This window comes from Desulfuromusa ferrireducens, assembly GCF_055389805.1.
In genome coordinates, this window is record NZ_AP042415.1 from 2,098,020 (window position 1) to 2,113,672 (window position 15,653).

At 53.0% G+C, this 15,653-nt stretch carries 13 protein-coding genes; 7 read left to right on the top strand and 6 right to left on the bottom strand.

Features of this window, described 5'->3' with window-relative positions; genetic code table 11:
* Window positions 1-47 precede the first annotated feature (47 nt).
* Window positions 48-1,838, bottom strand: coding sequence for a GspE/PulE family protein (locus tag ACZ5PT_RS09550; RefSeq protein WP_464266592.1), 1,791 nt, complete (start codon window positions 1,836-1,838; stop codon window positions 48-50).
* Window positions 1,839-2,086: 248 nt separating this feature from the next.
* On the opposite strand from ACZ5PT_RS09550, the gene ACZ5PT_RS09555 reads away from it, so the two are divergent.
* The 3 genes from ACZ5PT_RS09555 (at window position 2,087) to rsgA (ending at window position 5,147) form a co-directional block, all read left to right on the top strand.
* Entirely contained in the window at window positions 2,087-3,061 is a 975-nt protein-coding gene (locus tag ACZ5PT_RS09555) for a TAXI family TRAP transporter solute-binding subunit (RefSeq protein ID WP_464266593.1), read from the top strand.
* A gap of 134 nt (window positions 3,062-3,195) precedes the next feature.
* Window positions 3,196-3,720 (top strand): thiol peroxidase, encoded by a 525-nt coding sequence (gene tpx / locus ACZ5PT_RS09560; RefSeq protein ID WP_464266594.1) that lies wholly within the window; start codon window positions 3,196-3,198, stop codon window positions 3,718-3,720.
* Window positions 3,721-4,079: 359 nt separating this feature from the next.
* Window positions 4,080-5,147 carry a ribosome small subunit-dependent GTPase A gene (gene rsgA / locus ACZ5PT_RS09565; protein ID WP_464266595.1) on the top strand — a complete coding sequence of 356 codons (1,068 nt, stop codon included), beginning with the start codon at window positions 4,080-4,082 and terminating at the stop codon, window positions 5,145-5,147.
* Window positions 5,148-5,261: 114 nt separating this feature from the next.
* On the opposite strand, the gene ACZ5PT_RS09570 is transcribed toward rsgA, so the two are convergent.
* From ACZ5PT_RS09570 to ACZ5PT_RS09590, 5 genes are all read right to left on the bottom strand, one after another.
* Window positions 5,262-7,163, bottom strand: a complete 1,902-nt coding sequence (locus tag ACZ5PT_RS09570) for a putative nucleotidyltransferase substrate binding domain-containing protein (protein ID WP_464266596.1) — start codon at window positions 7,161-7,163, stop codon at window positions 5,262-5,264.
* Window positions 7,164-7,308: 145 nt separating this feature from the next.
* On the bottom strand, window positions 7,309-7,692 hold the full coding sequence (locus ACZ5PT_RS09575; protein ID WP_464266597.1) for a hypothetical protein: 384 nt from the start codon (window positions 7,690-7,692) through the stop codon (window positions 7,309-7,311).
* Window positions 7,693-7,863: 171 nt separating this feature from the next.
* Window positions 7,864-9,669, bottom strand: coding sequence for a sodium:solute symporter family protein (locus ACZ5PT_RS09580; RefSeq protein WP_464266598.1), 1,806 nt, complete (start codon window positions 9,667-9,669; stop codon window positions 7,864-7,866).
* A gap of 12 nt (window positions 9,670-9,681) precedes the next feature.
* The gene (locus ACZ5PT_RS09585; RefSeq protein WP_464266599.1) at window positions 9,682-9,945 is read right to left on the bottom strand and encodes a DUF4212 domain-containing protein; all 264 of its coding nucleotides are present in this window, start codon (window positions 9,943-9,945) and stop codon (window positions 9,682-9,684) included.
* Window positions 9,946-10,239: 294 nt separating this feature from the next.
* Window positions 10,240-11,013: an IclR family transcriptional regulator gene (locus ACZ5PT_RS09590; protein WP_464266600.1), complete on the bottom strand. Its 774-nt coding sequence runs from the start codon at window positions 11,011-11,013 to the stop codon at window positions 10,240-10,242.
* Window positions 11,014-11,737: 724 nt separating this feature from the next.
* On the opposite strand from ACZ5PT_RS09590, the gene trpE reads away from it, so the two are divergent.
* Genes trpE through trpC form a run of 4 tightly spaced genes read left to right on the top strand, consistent with a single transcriptional unit; the run spans window position 11,738 to window position 15,640 of the window.
* The gene (gene trpE / locus ACZ5PT_RS09595; RefSeq protein ID WP_464266601.1) at window positions 11,738-13,219 is read left to right on the top strand and encodes an anthranilate synthase component I; all 1,482 of its coding nucleotides are present in this window, start codon (window positions 11,738-11,740) and stop codon (window positions 13,217-13,219) included.
* A 1-nt stretch (window position 13,220) separates the two neighbouring features.
* A complete protein-coding gene (locus ACZ5PT_RS09600) occupies window positions 13,221-13,787 on the top strand; it encodes an anthranilate synthase component II (RefSeq protein WP_464266602.1) in 567 nt (188 codons plus the stop codon).
* 15 nt (window positions 13,788-13,802) lie between these two features.
* Window positions 13,803-14,852: an anthranilate phosphoribosyltransferase gene (gene trpD, locus ACZ5PT_RS09605; protein WP_464266603.1), complete on the top strand. Its 1,050-nt coding sequence runs from the start codon at window positions 13,803-13,805 to the stop codon at window positions 14,850-14,852.
* Window positions 14,849-15,640 (top strand): indole-3-glycerol phosphate synthase TrpC, encoded by a 792-nt coding sequence (gene trpC, locus ACZ5PT_RS09610; protein ID WP_464266604.1) that lies wholly within the window; start codon window positions 14,849-14,851, stop codon window positions 15,638-15,640. Before trpD ends, trpC begins: the two co-directional genes overlap by 4 nt.
* Window positions 15,641-15,653 lie beyond the last annotated feature (13 nt).

Sequence of the window (15,653 nt, forward strand, 5' to 3'; positions counted from 1 at the left end):
CTTTTGCTGGTATCGGAACGTATCCCCTTGTGGCAGGGGGGTAGGCCTTAACCGGTGACAGCTACCACTTCATCAAAGGTGGTTTCTCCGAGCAGCATCTTGCGGATTCCCGCTTCGCGCAGGCTGCTCATCCCTTCTTCGCGGGCAATCGCCGTCAGGGCGGCCTGGTCGAGATTTTCACTGAAGCTGGCCTTGACCCGACTGCTGACATCCAGAACTTCAAAGATTCCGGTGCGGCCTTTGTAGCCGGTCCCCCGGCACTCGCTGCATCCAGCACCTTCCCAGACCTTGACCTCATCGTCTCCCAAATCGAGATAGTTCCGTTCGGCGGCACTGAGCATCCGTTCTTTTTTGCAGTTAGAGCAGATGCAGCGCACCAGGCGTTGGGCGTTGATTCCGACCAGCGTTGAGGCGAGCAGGAAGTATGGAATCCCCAGTTCGAGCAGGCGGGTGATGGCGCTGGGGGCGTCGTTGGTGTGCAGGGTTGATAGCACTAGGTGTCCGGTCAGGGCGGCCTGGACGGCGTTATCGGCGGTTTCTTTGTCGCGGATCTCGCCGATCATGATGATGTCCGGATCCTGGCGCAGAATGCTGCGCAGCACCGTTGAAAAGGTGACATCGATCGCTTTTTGTACGCCGACCTGGTTGAACTCTTCGAGCACCATCTCAATCGGGTCTTCGACCGTGACGATGTTGACATCGGGCGAGGCGAGGGTGCGCAACGAGGAGTAAAGGGTGGTGGTTTTGCCGCTTCCGGTCGGACCGGTCACCAGGATAATACCGTTTGGTTGGCGGATAAACGAGGTGTAGCGTTGATAGTCACGCGGTTCGAAGCCGATTTTCTCCAGATCCTGCATCAGGATATCGGGATCGAAAACCCGCACCACGACTTTTTCGCCAAAGGCCACCGGCAGGGTCGAGACCCGCAGTTCGATCTGTTTGCCTTTGTGCTCGGTTTTAATCCGTCCGTCCTGGGGACGTCTTTTTTCCGCCAGGTCGAGGCGGGAGAGCAGCTTAATCCGTGAGACGATCGATGGGTGCAGGTTCTTGGGGATGTTGTGGATGTTGTGCAGCACGCCGTCGACGCGCAGCCTGATCAGCGATTTTTCCCGTTTCGGTTCGATGTGGATGTCGCTGGCGCGCTGATCAAAAGCGTACTGCAGCAGGAAATCGACCGCATCGATGATGTGCTTGTCTGTTCCTTCATCTTCGCGCAGCGTTCCGCGCATCTGGAAGTGCTGTTCCAGATTGGAGATGTCTGTCCCCTGGGTCGCTTCTGATTCAGCGGCGATCACCGAGGCGCGAAAACCAAAGAATTCTCCGAGGACTTTCAGAATATCGCTGCGTGAGGCCAGGACCCGATCGACCTTGATCCGCCGGGTGCGTTGCAGCTCTTCGATGCCATGATTGTCGGTCGGATCGGAAACGGCGATAATCAGTGTGCCGTTAACCAGATTGACCGGGATCATCAGGTTTTTTAAGGCAAAGGCGCGGGAGATGTGGGTCGTGACGATATCGAGGTCGAGCTTAAGCGGGTCAATCTTCAGGTACGGCAAACCGGCAGCGCGGGCCAGGGTTTCGGTAATGGTATCTTCGCTGAGCAACTTTTTGCTGTCGGAAATTTCCAGGTTGAAAGAACTTATAACTTCTGCCGGAGAAATCAGCTCGCTATTCGGGGAATGTCTGCGTAGGGGATTGTTACGGGGGTGCTTTTGTAGGCGTTCGAACTGTTTTTGCCCCTGTTCCTGAATCATCTTCAGTTGCGAATCACTCAACAGTCCGCGGCGCTTAAGAAGTTGGGCAACAGAGTTGATGGAGAGCTTTTTCTTGCTTGGCATTTTCGCTCCTAGGAAGAGGCAAGTAACTGTTTTGCCAGAGTCGGCAGGTTACCCTCTTTTTCGCCATTTGAAAAGATTTGAACGGTCGTTTCCGCCTGCGATTAGGTTCGTTAGCCATTTTACTGAGCATTCTGCGTGGAGTTACGCTAAGATTGACTTGTTGGTGCGGGATATTTTCGGCCATAATTTACAGCTTGTCAGTGTGCTAAAAATTGTCCCCCGCACTGCTTACCAGAGGAGGCGTTGCAATGAGAGGATATTTCTGTATTCTCCTGGTTCTGTCTGTCTGTCTCAGTGTTTTTTCTGCCAGCCAGGCGGCGGCGGTTGAAACCCGCTTTACCAGCATCGGCACTGGTGGCGTGAAGGGTGTTTATTATCCCGCCGGCAATGCGATTTGCCGGTTGGTCAATAAAACCAGAATAGAACATGGCATTCGCTGTGCGGTTGAAAGTACCGCCGGTTCGATTTACAACCTCGATACGATCGCTGCTGATGAGTTTGACATGGGCATCGTGCAGTCGGATACGCAGTACCATGCTTATCGCGGCACCGATGAATTTTCCTCGCAGGGGGCAAACCAGAAGCTGCGGGCGATCTTTTCTCTCCATTCTGAACCCTTCACTGTTGTTGCCCGTGCCGATGCCGGGATTGAACATTTGGCAGATCTGCAAGGCAAGCGGGTCAATATTGGTAATCCGGGATCCGGTCAGCGAGCCACGATGGACGTGGTGATGGCCGCGTTGAATTGGACTACGGCCGATTTCGAGTTGGCCTCTGAACTGAAATCTACTGAACAGTCCCAGGCGCTGTGCCTCAACGAAGTTGACGCGATGGTTTTTACTGTTGGCCATCCGAGTAGTTCAGTCAAAGAAGCAAGCACTTCCTGTGGCACCGTTCTGGTCAAGGTGACCGGCCCGGCGATCGACAAGTTGGTTGCGGATAATGCCTACTATCGTTTCGCTACTATTTCTGGCGGTCTCTATCGAGGCACCGATAGCGATATCAAGACGTTTGGCGTCAGCGCCACCCTGGTCACTTCGACAAAGGTTGACGCAGAGATTATCTATCAGGTGGTAAAGGCGGTTTTCGAAAACTTTGAAAATTTCAAAAAACTGCACCCGGCATTTGTCAATCTGAACAAAGAAGAGATGATTAAAGAAGGTCTTTCCGCTCCGCTGCACAAAGGTGCGATCAGGTACTATAAAGAGGCTGGTTTGATGTAGGGGGCTTTTTTTCGGCTTGGTTTCGTCCCGTTTTTTTGCTGCTAAACTTAACATTTGACAAATTCGGTTGAAAGGGTAGAATTGCGACCAATGTGGTCATCTATTTACTTCGGCAATTATCAGGAGGATCAACCATGTGTGATTATCAAGAACGTGATGCAGCAGTTCTTTTCAAGGGGAACCCGGCAACGTTGCTCGGACCGGAAATTAAGGTTGGCGATGCTGCCCCGGATTTTCAGGTTGTTGACAATGGGCTGCAGCCAGTCACCCTGGCAACCGATGCCGGTAAGGTGCGCTTAATCGCCGTCGTGCCGTCGCTGGACACGCCGGTTTGCGATACTATGACCCGTCAGTTTAATCAGCAAGCAGCGGCTTTTCCCGATTCGGTTGCGGTTTATACCATCAGTGTTGATCTGCCTTTCGCGCAGAAACGTTGGTGTGGTAACGCCGGTATTGATAAGGTGCAGACCCTTTCCGATTATCAGGAGCGTTCCTTCGGTTTGAATTACGGTTTGCTGTTGAAAGGCCTTAAGCTGTTGGCTCGTGCGGTGTATGTTATCGATCAAAATGATAAGGTTGCTTATGCTGAAGTGGTATCGGAAGTGACCGCCGAACCCGATTATACTGCGGCTTTGGAGGCGGTGAAACAGCTGGTCTAAACAGCGGTAACCTCATCGAGTCAAAAGACCCGGTCTGTAAATCAGTCCGGGTTTTTTTCGTTTGTCCGTCAGGTCGATCGGTTTTTGCCATATAACACTTGACGCTGTTTACTGCCGCTGGTAATTTCTGCTTACTAAATCAAACCGAAAGGAGAATTTAATGGAGCTTGTAATGATGCGCAATAAGGCAAAGAGAGGTCTGGAAGTTTAAGAGGTTCCCCCCCCCTTTCAGTTTTCCTTCCTTTGCCCGGTATTGACGCCGGGTTTCTAACCAATCAAGAAACCCATTTGAACTACTTTGGCGGTCGTCTGCCAAATTTGTCAACTTTTTCGGATTTATCGATCCGAAGGGGGTTTCTATGTCTGATCGATCACTCTCTTTGCCCGAACTGGGCTGGAGTCATTTTTTTCAACAACAACTGAGCCTTGAAGAATGGGAAGCAACCGTTCCCGTCCGCGTCTTGGCGATCAATCGCAACCGCATCGATGTGGCGGGCGAGCAGGGCTATCAGCAGCTGACTGTGCCGGGTAGCTGGTTTTTACGCGATGCAGAAGAGTTGCCCACCGTTGGTGACTGGTTATTGCTCGATTCGGCAACCGGGCAGCCGCAACAACTGCTGGAGCGCAAAAGCCTGTTTCGCCGCAAGGCCGCAGGCAATGAAGCTAAGCTGCAGCTGATGGCGGCCAACGTTGATACGCTGTTTATCGTCACCTCATGCAACCGCGATTTTAACCTGTCGCGCTTGGAGCGCTACCTGGCTCTGGCGTTGGATGCCAAGGTCGAGCCGGTGCTGGTACTGACGAAGTTCGATCTGGTCGATGACAGCTTGGAGTTTCAGCGCCAGGCTATGAGTCTGAATCCTGATGTGGCGGTTGAAACGGTCAATGCTCTCGATGCCGAATCGGTCGCGCCACTATTGGCATGGTGTGGTCATGGGCAAACCGTTGCCATGGCGGGATCTTCGGGGGTGGGCAAATCGACTCTGCTCAACAGCCTGTGCGGTGCCCCTGAGCAGGCAACCGGGGCCATCCGTGAAGAGGACGCCAGGGGGCGACATACGACGACCGCCCGCAGCGTTCATTTTCTTCCCGCAGGCGGTATGCTTATCGATAGTCCAGGAATCCGGGAGTTGCAACTGAGTGACTGTGAAGCTGGAGTTAGCTCTCTGTTTGCGGATATCGAGATGTTGGCACAAAGTTGTCGCTTTAAGGATTGTCGTCACTTAAGCGAAGCTGATTGTGCTGTTAAAGCGGCTGTCAACTGGGGTGATCTCAGCTCCAGGCGTCTGGCGAACTACCAGAAGCTGATGGCCGAACAGGAACGAAACAGTGAAACTATTGCCGAAAAGCGCCGCCGAGAGCGGGATTTCGGCAAGCTTTGCCGGAGCGTTCAAGCAGTCCGGCACAAAGAACGGGATGGCGGTTAGGACGATAAGACCAGAGTCTTGAACGCGATCCGTTTGGTGAACAACCGATCGTTTCTATAGCTAGGAAAAGGGCTCGTGTTTTCGGCCACGAGCCCCTCTGTTGGCCCTAGTTGTTTAGCCGACGTTGAAGTGTCGTTTGGTTGAATCCTGCAATTTACTGGCGACGCGAAAGGCTTCTCTGAGCAGTTCCTGCTCGTCTTTGGTCAGAGCGTAGGGATCAAGATAGTGGGACGGTTCTTTGCCCGCTTCGACAAGGGAAATTTCATTACGCAGTCGCAGGTAGGTAAAGGCTTCGTAGGCGGCCTTGATATGCTCGGCGGTGTCGGCATTAAAAACTTTAAGTGCGACCAGTTTATCCAGTCGTTCGAAGGTGGTGGTTGCTTCGACTTGTTTTTGCAGCAGAAACATGCGGATGCAGTCAACAATGAAGATGCTGCCGGTCTGTTTGGTTGACAGCTTCCCTTTGACCTCTTTATCGAGGATAAAGCGGCCGAGCATGCCGAGGGGAACCTTGTGTTTGAAGTCGAGTTCCATCATGTGATAGAGGAAAAGCGGGAACCTTCCGATCTGCTCTTGAACGATATCGTTTAAGTCCCGACACAAGGAAGGGTCGCCGATCAGCGGCATGAAATCGAAGAAAATTGTCGAATAGCGTACCTTCTGCGGTGCCGGTGCATTGATCCAGTCGGCAATTCGCGCCTGCCATTCTTTTAGCCGTCCCCGCCAGAGCGGGTTGTTGATCATCACCTTGCCACTGCACAAGGGGTAGCCGATGCTGGCGTAGGCTGTGACCAACTTTTCGGCAAAGGGAATAAAGAAGGCATCAACTTCGGCAACTTTTTCGTCGGGAAAGTTCTCGTAGATGAATCCGCTGTCCTGATCCGGACCGAGCAACATTTCTTTGCGTCCGCCACTACCCATTATAATGAAACAGAAGCGGATATCGGGAGGGGTCAAGCCCTCTTGCTGGACCTCTTCAAGGATGAGCTCGTAGCCTCGCCGCAAGATGCAGTGGTGGATATAGGAGATGATCTCCATGGTTTCGATGGTCGAGCGGGCTTCACTCATCAATACTTTGGCGATCTTGACGATTCCGAGGCGGGCGGTGGCCAACTGCGCTAGTGAGTTTGCTTCCTTGATGCTGGCGATCAGCAGCATCGCTTTCTGGCTGCGGTAGCGCATCAGGTCGCGCAGCGTAACGATGCCGACCAGCTTCCCTTTGTCCATCACCGGCAGATGTTTGCTGCGGTGGTTCTCCAGGTAGGCCATCGCTTCATACATGTAATTGTCTACCGACATGACCGCGGGGTTTGGTGTCATCAGGTCGCTGGCGATAGCAGAGTGGCAATCGGTCCCTTCTGGAGAGATGACTTTGGCAACAAGGTCCTTTTCTGTGATTATCCCGATCGGGTTCGGCTGATCGTTGACTACCAGCACCGATCCGACCGAAGTTTCCAGCATCTGCCGTCCGACTTCTTGAGCGGTCGCTGTCGGCGGGCAGGTCTGTACTGGCGAACTCATGATATCTGACAGGCGCTTTTGAAAGGGGTAGGCCTCCATTCTGGTCATGACCTTGTCGGAATGCTCTTTAACAATGCCGGTATACAGATTGCGGATCTGGGAGTGGATCGTTCTGGTGAAATATTCGGTGATCTGCGGGTAGTGTTTGGCTGTTCTGGTCAGGAGGTCTTGCGGGATAATGTAACATTCGGTTTCTGTGACGGTACGGGCGCCTGCGGTATAGTCTTGGTTGGTGAAGATCGGCGTGCCGCCGCAGAAATCCCCTTCTTTGCGCAGGTCAACGACCATTTCGACGCCGCCCGGGGTCAGGGCGACAATTTCCACTGTGCCAGACTTGATGATATAGAGATAGCCGGATGGGGGGTCGTGTTGGTTAAAAATGTGGCAATGTGCGCGGTACTTTTGGCAGGTCGCGGCCTGGTTGAGCTCTTCAACGATCTCCTTAGGTAGAAGGTTGAAGGGTTCTGTGTCGCGGAGCGTTTTTGTCAGGCCCATTCCGTGCCTCCGTAGTGGGAACAGTGAAGGAACTGCATACTGAAAAGGCTTCCATTGACGGAAGCCTTTATCTTGCATCCGCGAATGTTAGCATAAACAGCGGAGTCGGGAGAAAGAAATAAGCTCGATTAAACACTTTGTCTGCTCAGCTCGCACTGGCTTTCCCGGTTTTCAGTGGTTTTTTTTTGCCGAGATTAAAGGGATGGGCCTGCATCCGTACAATGAGGTCGGCAAAGATTTTGCTCCAAATGGTAATACCTGCCATGGCGCTCCAGGTATCGTAGGGGTAGAGACCCATGACCACGGAAATGATCACCCAGCTACACATTCCAGCTGCGGCCAGATTGAGCAGCCCAACGATGGGCGCCCACTTCTTTGGGTTCGGTGGTGATTCGCCGCCTTTAAGTGCGACTTCTGAATAGTTTTTATTGATAAAGATCCGCCAGGCCCGGCGAGCCCAGAAAAAACTCATCGGGAAGAGGGCGAGAAACAGAATCCAAGTCATTGCGGTGCTGATGTCAAAAACCATTCTAGACTCCCGTCGTCCTGCTGTTTGCAGGGGTGATAGTGCTCAAAGCGTTTTGCTACTTCAGGTAAACGCATTACATGAGGGTTAGGGTTGAAAAAGGCCCCCCGCTAGAGCGACTAGCGGGGGGAACTGATCGGAGCAGATACTCAGATCAACATTAGCACATATCTTTTAGTGAGATCCGTCAACTGCCTTGGAACCACGTGGGATACGGACACTTTCGACCATTGCTGCAATGTGCTCAGGTACTGGAGCGGTCATGTTCTTGACAGCGAAGGCCACTGCGAAGTTGACGCAAGCACCGATGGCGCCGAAGGCGTTCGGGGAGATGCCGAAGAAGAAGCTCGACTTGCCACCGAAGAGACCGAGGAACTCAGTCCCCTTGATGAAGAAGATCCCTTTGTGAGCGAAGACATAGAGCATGGTGATGCCAAGTCCTGCCAGCATGCCGGCGATCGCGCCTTCTTTGTTCATGGTTTTGCTGAAGATACCCATCATCAGGCATGGGAACAGTGAACTGCCAGCCAGGCCGAAGGCGATAGCCACGGTACCGGCGGCGAAGCCCGGAGGATTAAGACCGAGATAACCGGCGACGACGATGGAACCAGCCATGGCGATTTTACCGGCCATCAGCTCATTCTTCTCGGAGAGGTCAGGCATCCACATGTCTTTGAGCAAGTCGTGGGAGATCGCCGAAGAGATGGCGAGCAACAGACCGGCAGCGGTTGACAGCGCAGCAGCCAAACCACCGGCAGCAACCAGAGCGATAACCCAGTTAGGCAGCATGGCGATTTCCGGGTTGGCGAGAACCATGATGTCGCGGTTAACGATCAGCTCGCTACCCTTGAATCCAGCAGCTTCAGCTTTTGCAAGGACGGTTGAGGAGGCGGCATCATTGTAGTACTGGATACGGCCGTCGCCGTTCTTGTCGTTAAACTTCAGCAGCCCCGTAACTTCCCAACGCTTCATCCAGTCAGGGCGAGTTTCGTAAACGATACTGTTTTCCGGAGCAAACACATCGCCACCACTCATAACCGCAGTGTTGACGGTTGCGTGCAGGTTCAAGCGAGCCATGGCTGCAACGGCGGGTGCGGTGGTGTAGAGGAGGCCGATGAAAACCAGTGCCCAACCAGCGGAGGAACGAGCGTCCTTAACTTTAGGAACGGTGAAGAAACGCACGATAACGTGCGGCAGGCCGGCGGTACCGATCATCAGTGAAACGGTGTAAACGAACATGTTCAGGGTGCTGCCTGGAAGTTGGGTGGTGTACTTGCCGAAACCGAGGTCGGTAACAACCTGATCTAGCTTGCTCAGTAGGGACATGTCCATGCCGACCATGTCGGAACCAAGACCAAGCTGTGGCAATGGGTTGCCGGTCAGGTTCAGGGAGATGAAGATGGCCGGAACAGTGTAGGCAAGAATCAGCACACAGTACTGAGCAACCTGAGTGTAGGTGATGCCTTTCATGCCACCGAAAACGGCGTACATAAAGACGATACCCATACCGATGAAGATACCGGTTGAGTTGGAAACGCCGAGGAAACGGGAGAAGGCAACACCAACACCAGTCATTTGACCGATGATGTAGGTGAGCGAAGCGGACAGCAGGCAGATAACGGCCACGGTGCTGGCGCCCTTGGAATAGAAGCGATCACCGACGAACTGCGGAACGGTAAATTTACCGAACTTGCGCAAGTAAGGTGCCAGCAACATTGCCAGAAGAACGTAGCCACCGGTCCAGCCCATCAGGAACAGACCACCGCCGTAGCCCATGTTGGCGATCAGGCCGGCCATGGAGATAAAGGAGGCTGCCGACATCCAGTCAGCGCCAGTTGCCATACCGTTGAGAACCGGGTGGACGCTGCCACCGGCTACGTAGAATTCGCTGGTGCTGCCAGCGCGTGCCCAAATGGCGATTCCGATATAGATGGCGAAGGTAAAACCGACGACCAGGTAAGTTAATGCTTGTAGACCCATTTGTCGTACCTCCTATTCTTCGTGAACGTCAAATTCTTCATCAATTTTACCCATTTTCCAAGCATAGAAGAAAATGAGTGCGATGAAGATGTAGATGGAACCTTGCTGCGCGAACCAGAAGCCGAGCGGATAACCGCCGACCGAAATGTTGTTCAGCGCAGGCGCCAGTAAAATGCCGAATCCGTAGGACACGAGAGCCCAGATACACAGTACTGAGCCCAAAAGCCTCAAAACTGTTGGCCAGTAATCTTTGATATCCTTTGTACTTTGAGACATAAAAACCTCCTCTAAATGAATGGTTGAACTGCAAACCCTTAACGAGTGAACTGTTATCGGTTCGGATTACCCACCCGAGCCCTTAAAATCGTTGGTGCGTGTCACTGTGCCTCCTTTCTTTAAGATGTTTAAATAACCGAAACACTTTAAATTTATTGAAACAGACGAAGCGGAATAACGTTGTTTGTTGTTTTTAACACGCTGTTTTAGAGATACATTCCGCAGAAGATAGTTCCATTGTCAATAACAGTCAATAGTAAAAATAGAACCCCGTTATTTTTATGTCTTCCCCTGTCAGTTGGTTGCTGGTTTCGGCTCTTTGTTTCTGAGTCCGAAACCAATATGTCCCAGTTTGGCTGAGGTCATCTCTCCTGCGGCTTTAAGCGCCGGAAGGAGCTGTTTTTTAATCCGTTCTTCATCCATGCGAAAGCTTGGTCCGACCATTGCGAGGCAGCCGCAGGGCTGATCGTCGGCGTTGCGAAGGGGCACGGCAATGCAGGTGCTGCCTTCGCCGATTCCGTCCCTGTCGAGGCTGTACCCTTGTTTGCGACAATGCTCAAGTTCGTCCTGCGGTTGCTGCTTGTTGCGCTCTTGGTTGGTTTCTTCGTCGAAGGCGAGCAGGGTTTTTCCTGCGGCGCAACTGTCTAGGGGGAAACGGCGTCCATTCAGGGAGACGACTTTTACTTTCTGGTCGTTGTCGGCCATTTCTATAAAGAGTGCATCGTCGTCCCGTTGGACGACGAGATAAACGGTTTCGTTGCACTGTCGAACAAGTTGAGCCATGACCGGACGGGCTTTGTGGAGGAGGGTCATGCGCGAGAGGAGCTTCTGGCCGACTTCAAAGGCGGCGAGGCCGAGCTTGTACTCGCTCGATCCTTGTGCGCGCTCAACGTAGCCGTGACTTTCGAAGGTTGCCATCAGGCGGAAAAGGCTGGCCTTGGTCATTCCCAGTTTGGCGCTCAGTTGGGAAAGGCTGCATATGGAGTCTTCGTCTGCCAGTGCTTCGAGTAGGAGCAGGGCATTTTCCACTGACCTGATGCAGTAAGTGTCTTTTTCCCTGGTCGGCATTTAAGGGTCCCCTGTGGGTTGTTTTTAACTTTAAACCGGCTGTTCACTTTAGCAAGTTCTAATGCGGTTCCTTGTCTTGACTGTAGAAACGATAATACGCCGTTATATAGTTGTCAATATGGTTTTTTATAATGGGCTTGATGTCCGACATTTTCTACTGCCTTGCTGGATTTAATGTTGTTCTTTAAGGTGCCGAAAACGTAGGAGAAACATAAGGTTGTTGTTCTAATAAATGGAAATATAACGATGTTTAAAAAAATCATTAGTTTGGTTGGGTAGTTGTTGTTTGGTTCTTCTCTTTAGGGTGTTTTCGGTTGCGGAAATCTTATGTGGATTTTTTTGTGTTAAATGTGAGGTGGATATAAGCCCATGAAGCTGCGATGTTTCGTTGATGGTCGAAATTTTCTATAAATGTGTTCTATCGCGGGCCTTGCTCTGTTCTTGACGGTAAGTTCTGTTTTTTGTGTTCGTTATTTGACAGGGAGGGGCGGCGTGTCGAATGTGAAAAGTTTGTTATTTGCTCGGTCCTGTTTTCTCTCTTGTTTGTCAGGCGCTGTTCGGCCATGGCTATCTGTCGCTCCGGTGGCGGTCGATGGCTGCTGATTCATGTCGTTGATTTATCTTGGCCGGGGAGGGTTGGGATGTCCCTCCGCCTTGACTTTATGCTGATTCTAGTGGTAGAAAGCCCTACTTTTATACAGCCATTTTACTGAGATATTTAAGCATGTATTTTCCATCTGAAAACGACTTTTGTCAGCTGTCCTGCCGGGGCAACCTGGTGCCTGTCTACCGGGAAATTCTTGCGGATATGGAAACCCCGGTTTCCGCCTTCCGTAAGATTGATGACGGTGACACTTCTTTTCTCCTCGAATCAATTGAAGGGGGAGAGAAGTGGGCTCGTTACTCTTTTCTCGGCAGTGGTCCGGCCCGCGTGTTTCGCAGCCGCGACGATTACTTTGAGGTGCTTTCTGGTGGTGTCGTTGAGCAGAGCGGCAAATGTGACGACCCGTTGGCCAAGCTGCGTGAGCTGATGGCGGCGTTTGAACCGGTTGAGGTAGACGGCTTGCCGCGTTTTTTCGGCGGTGCGGTCGGTTATCTCGGTTATGACATGGTCCGCTTTGTCGAGCAGTTGCCGGACAGCAATCCGCGTCAGATCGATAGCTGGGATGCCTGTTTCATGCTCACCGAGCGTTTGCTGATCTTCGACAACATGCGGCAGAAGGTCAAGGTTGTCTGTAATGTTCATCTGCAAGCAGGGGATGATCCCGTCGTCGCTTACCAGCGTGCCCAGCAACAGATCGAACAGATGATTACTCAGTTGCGGCAACCGCTGCAGATTGTTGATGAGCCGAAAGGTGGAGACGGCAAGCAGGAGTTGCTGCCGAACTTTGAAAAGGAAAAGTTCAAGGCTGCGGTTGAGCGTTGCAAGGAATATATTCGCGCCGGGGACATTTTTCAGGTGGTTTTATCGCAACGTTTTTCTGGCCAACTCCAGTCTGATCCCTTTGATATCTACCGTGCCTTGCGCACCATCAATCCATCCCCCTACATGTTCTTCCTTCGTTTCGGTGACTCGCTGGTGGTTGGTGCCTCCCCCGAAGTGCTGGTGCGTAAAGAGGGCGAGCAGATCGATGTCCGGCCGATTGCTGGAACGAGGCCGCGCGGTCTCGATGCCGCAGCGGACCTGGCCTTTGAGCAGGATCTGCTGGCCGATCCTAAGGAATTGGCCGAGCATATTATGCTGGTCGACCTCGGGCGTAATGATGTCGGACGGGTGGCTCGTGCTGGCACTGTCGAGGTCAGTGAGCTGATGGTCGTCGAGCGATATTCGCACGTCATGCACATCGTTTCCAACGTTCGCGGTCAGCTGCGCCCGGGACTGGACGCTTTCGACGTCTTCCGCGCTGCGTTTCCGGCCGGAACCCTGTCCGGCTCACCGAAGATTCGTGCCATGGAAATTATCGATGAATTGGAACCGAGCCGCCGCGAGGTCTACGGTGGGGCGGTCGGCTACTTTTCTTTCAGCGGCAACATGGATCTGGCGATTGCCATCCGCACGCTGCAGATCGAAAAGGATAAGCTCTATTTACAGGCCGGTGCCGGCATTGTTGCCGACAGCGATCCGGAAATGGAATATCAAGAAACTCTGAACAAAGCCCGTGGGGTCAAGCGTGCCATCGAGATGGCCAACAGGGGGCTGGTTTAATATGCTACTGATGATCGATAACTACGATTCCTTTACCTATAACCTGGTGCAGTATTTTATGGAACTGGGCGAAGAGGTTGAGGTGATCCGCAACGACAAGCTGACCCTCGATGATATCGAGCAGCTGGCACCGCAAAGGCTGGTGATTTCTCCCGGCCCCTGTACGCCTAAGGAGGCAGGGATTTCGGTTGATGCTATCAAACGCTTTGCCGGGAAAATCCCGATCCTCGGCATCTGCCTTGGCCATCAATCGATCACTGAGGCCTTTGGTGGCGATGTGATCCGCGCCGATCGGTTGATGCACGGCAAGACCAGCCCGATCCTGCATGATAATAGTGGTATTTTTCAAGATATCCCCAGCCCTTTTACCGCGACCCGCTATCATTCGTTGATCGCTAAACGGGAGACCTTCCCCGATTGCCTGCGGGTGACAGCTTGGACCGAAGAAGAAGAGATCATGGGTTTGCAACATAAGGAATTGCCGCTCTGGGGGATGCAGTTTCATCCGGAATCGATTCTCACCACCGAAGGAATGGCATTGTTGCGGAACTTTCTCGAGCTGACCTGATTTGGAGAAGATGAAATGATCAAAGAAGCGATTGCCAAACTGGTTGAGCGGCAGGATTTGAGCGAACCGGAAATGATCGATGTGATGAATCAGGTCATGGGCGGCGAGGCGACACCGGCTCAGGTCGGGGCTTTTATCACCGCTTTGCGCATGAAGGGCGAGACCCTGCCGGAGATCGTCGGTGCCGCCAAGGTGATGCGTGCGCATGCGACGCCGATTCGAGTTGGTAGTGCGGTTGATCTTGACCGGGATGAAATCAATGTCGACCAGGAGACCATTCTCGATACCTGCGGTACCGGCGGCAGCGGTACCAAGAGTTTCAACATTTCGACGACCGTGGCGATTGCGGTTGCGGCCTGTGGTGCCAAGGTCGCCAAGCATGGCAATCGCAGTATCAGTTCTTCCTGCGGCAGTGCCGACGTGCTGGAGCAACTGGGCGTTAATCTTGGCGTGGCTCCCGAAACGGTCAGCAATTGCGTTAACCAGATCGGTGTTGGTTTTCTGTTTGCCCCGGCATTGCATGGTGCCATGAAGCATGCAATCGGTCCGCGGCGTGAAATTGGCATCCGGACAATATTTAATATTCTTGGCCCACTGACCAACCCTGCTGGCGCAGATCGTCAGGTCTTGGGCGTGTTCAAGGAAAATTTGGTCGAGCCGTTGGCCAGGGTGCTACTCAGTCTCGGTTGCCGACGTGGTTTTGTCGTCCACGGCAGCGATGGCATGGACGAGATTACCTTGACCGGTCCGACGCTGGTGGCAGCGATCAGTGGTGGCGCGGTTGAATTGCAGACCATCGAACCGGAGCAGTTCGGCTTTAAGCGTTGCGCTCTGGCCGAGTTGCAGGGCGGCGATGCGCAGCAGAACGCCGCCATCGTCAAGGCTGTTTTAGCTGGCGAAAAGGGTCCGAAGCGCGACATCGTGGTTTTAAATGGAGCTTACGCGTTGGTCGCCGCCGGGCTGGCAACCGACGTCGATGAAGGGATTGAGAAGCTGCAGGCGGTGCTCGATAACGGTAAGGCGCAACAGGTGTTGGACGGCTTGGTACGGATGACCAATCAATGATACTCGACAAAATATTACAGACCAAGGTTGAGGAAGTCGCCGCCGCCCGCCTGCGTGAGCCGCTGGTCGATTTGGCGCGCCGGGTTGGCGATCTGGAAGATCAGCCGCGCGGCTTTGCCCGAGCCTTGCGCACCATGGCCGATTCCGGCGGTACGGCGTTGATCACCGAGGTGAAAAAGGGTTCGCCCTCAAAGGGGATTATCCGCGAAGATTTCGATCCGGTTGATATTGCCATAACCTATGAAAATGGTGGTGCGACCTGCCTGTCGGTGTTGACCGACCAGCAGTATTTTTACGGCCATCTGCGTTACTTGTGGGCTATTCGCGAGCAGGTCTCCTTGCCGCTGTTGCGCAAAGATTTTATCATCGATCCCTACCAGGTGATCGAGGCGCGGGTTGCTGGGGCCGATGCGATTTTACTGATTGCCGCAGCACTTGAGGATGGCAGACTACAGGAGTTAGCCGAACTGGCGACCAGCCTGCACCTTGATACCCTGCTGGAAGTGCATGACGAAGCGGAACTGGAGCGGGCGCTCAAGCTGCCGGTCGATCTGATCGGCATCAACAACCGCAACCTGAGTACCTTTGTCACCGATCTGGCGGTTTCCGAACAATTGGCAGGCAGAATCCCAAAGCAGCAGCTGGCGGTTGCTGAGAGCGGCATCACCAGTCGTGCCGATATCGAGCGGTTGCAAGCGGCTGGAGCGGGGGCTTTTCTGATCGGCGAAAGCTTGATGCGTGAAGCTGATATTGAAGCCAAACTACACGAGTTGATGGACCTTTATTGAATAAGCAGGAGCC

Excerpts from the sequence above, each read along its gene's own strand:
- ACZ5PT_RS09550 (WP_464266592.1), bottom strand. The coding sequence starts at position 1,838 with ATGCCAAGCAAGAAAAAGCTCTCCATCAACTCTGTTGCCCAACTTCTT.
- ACZ5PT_RS09555 (WP_464266593.1), top strand. The coding sequence starts at position 2,087 with ATGAGAGGATATTTCTGTATTCTCCTGGTTCTGTCTGTCTGTCTCAGT.
- tpx (WP_464266594.1), top strand. The coding sequence starts at position 3,196 with ATGTGTGATTATCAAGAACGTGATGCAGCAGTTCTTTTCAAGGGGAAC.
- rsgA (WP_464266595.1), top strand. The coding sequence starts at position 4,080 with ATGTCTGATCGATCACTCTCTTTGCCCGAACTGGGCTGGAGTCATTTT.
- ACZ5PT_RS09570 (WP_464266596.1), bottom strand. The coding sequence starts at position 7,163 with ATGGGCCTGACAAAAACGCTCCGCGACACAGAACCCTTCAACCTTCTA.
- ACZ5PT_RS09575 (WP_464266597.1), bottom strand. The coding sequence starts at position 7,692 with ATGGTTTTTGACATCAGCACCGCAATGACTTGGATTCTGTTTCTCGCC.
- ACZ5PT_RS09580 (WP_464266598.1), bottom strand. The coding sequence starts at position 9,669 with ATGGGTCTACAAGCATTAACTTACCTGGTCGTCGGTTTTACCTTCGCC.
- ACZ5PT_RS09585 (WP_464266599.1), bottom strand. The coding sequence starts at position 9,945 with ATGTCTCAAAGTACAAAGGATATCAAAGATTACTGGCCAACAGTTTTG.
- ACZ5PT_RS09590 (WP_464266600.1), bottom strand. The coding sequence starts at position 11,013 with ATGCCGACCAGGGAAAAAGACACTTACTGCATCAGGTCAGTGGAAAAT.
- trpE (WP_464266601.1), top strand. The coding sequence starts at position 11,738 with ATGTATTTTCCATCTGAAAACGACTTTTGTCAGCTGTCCTGCCGGGGC.
- ACZ5PT_RS09600 (WP_464266602.1), top strand. The coding sequence starts at position 13,221 with ATGCTACTGATGATCGATAACTACGATTCCTTTACCTATAACCTGGTG.
- trpD (WP_464266603.1), top strand. The coding sequence starts at position 13,803 with ATGATCAAAGAAGCGATTGCCAAACTGGTTGAGCGGCAGGATTTGAGC.
- trpC (WP_464266604.1), top strand. The coding sequence starts at position 14,849 with ATGATACTCGACAAAATATTACAGACCAAGGTTGAGGAAGTCGCCGCC.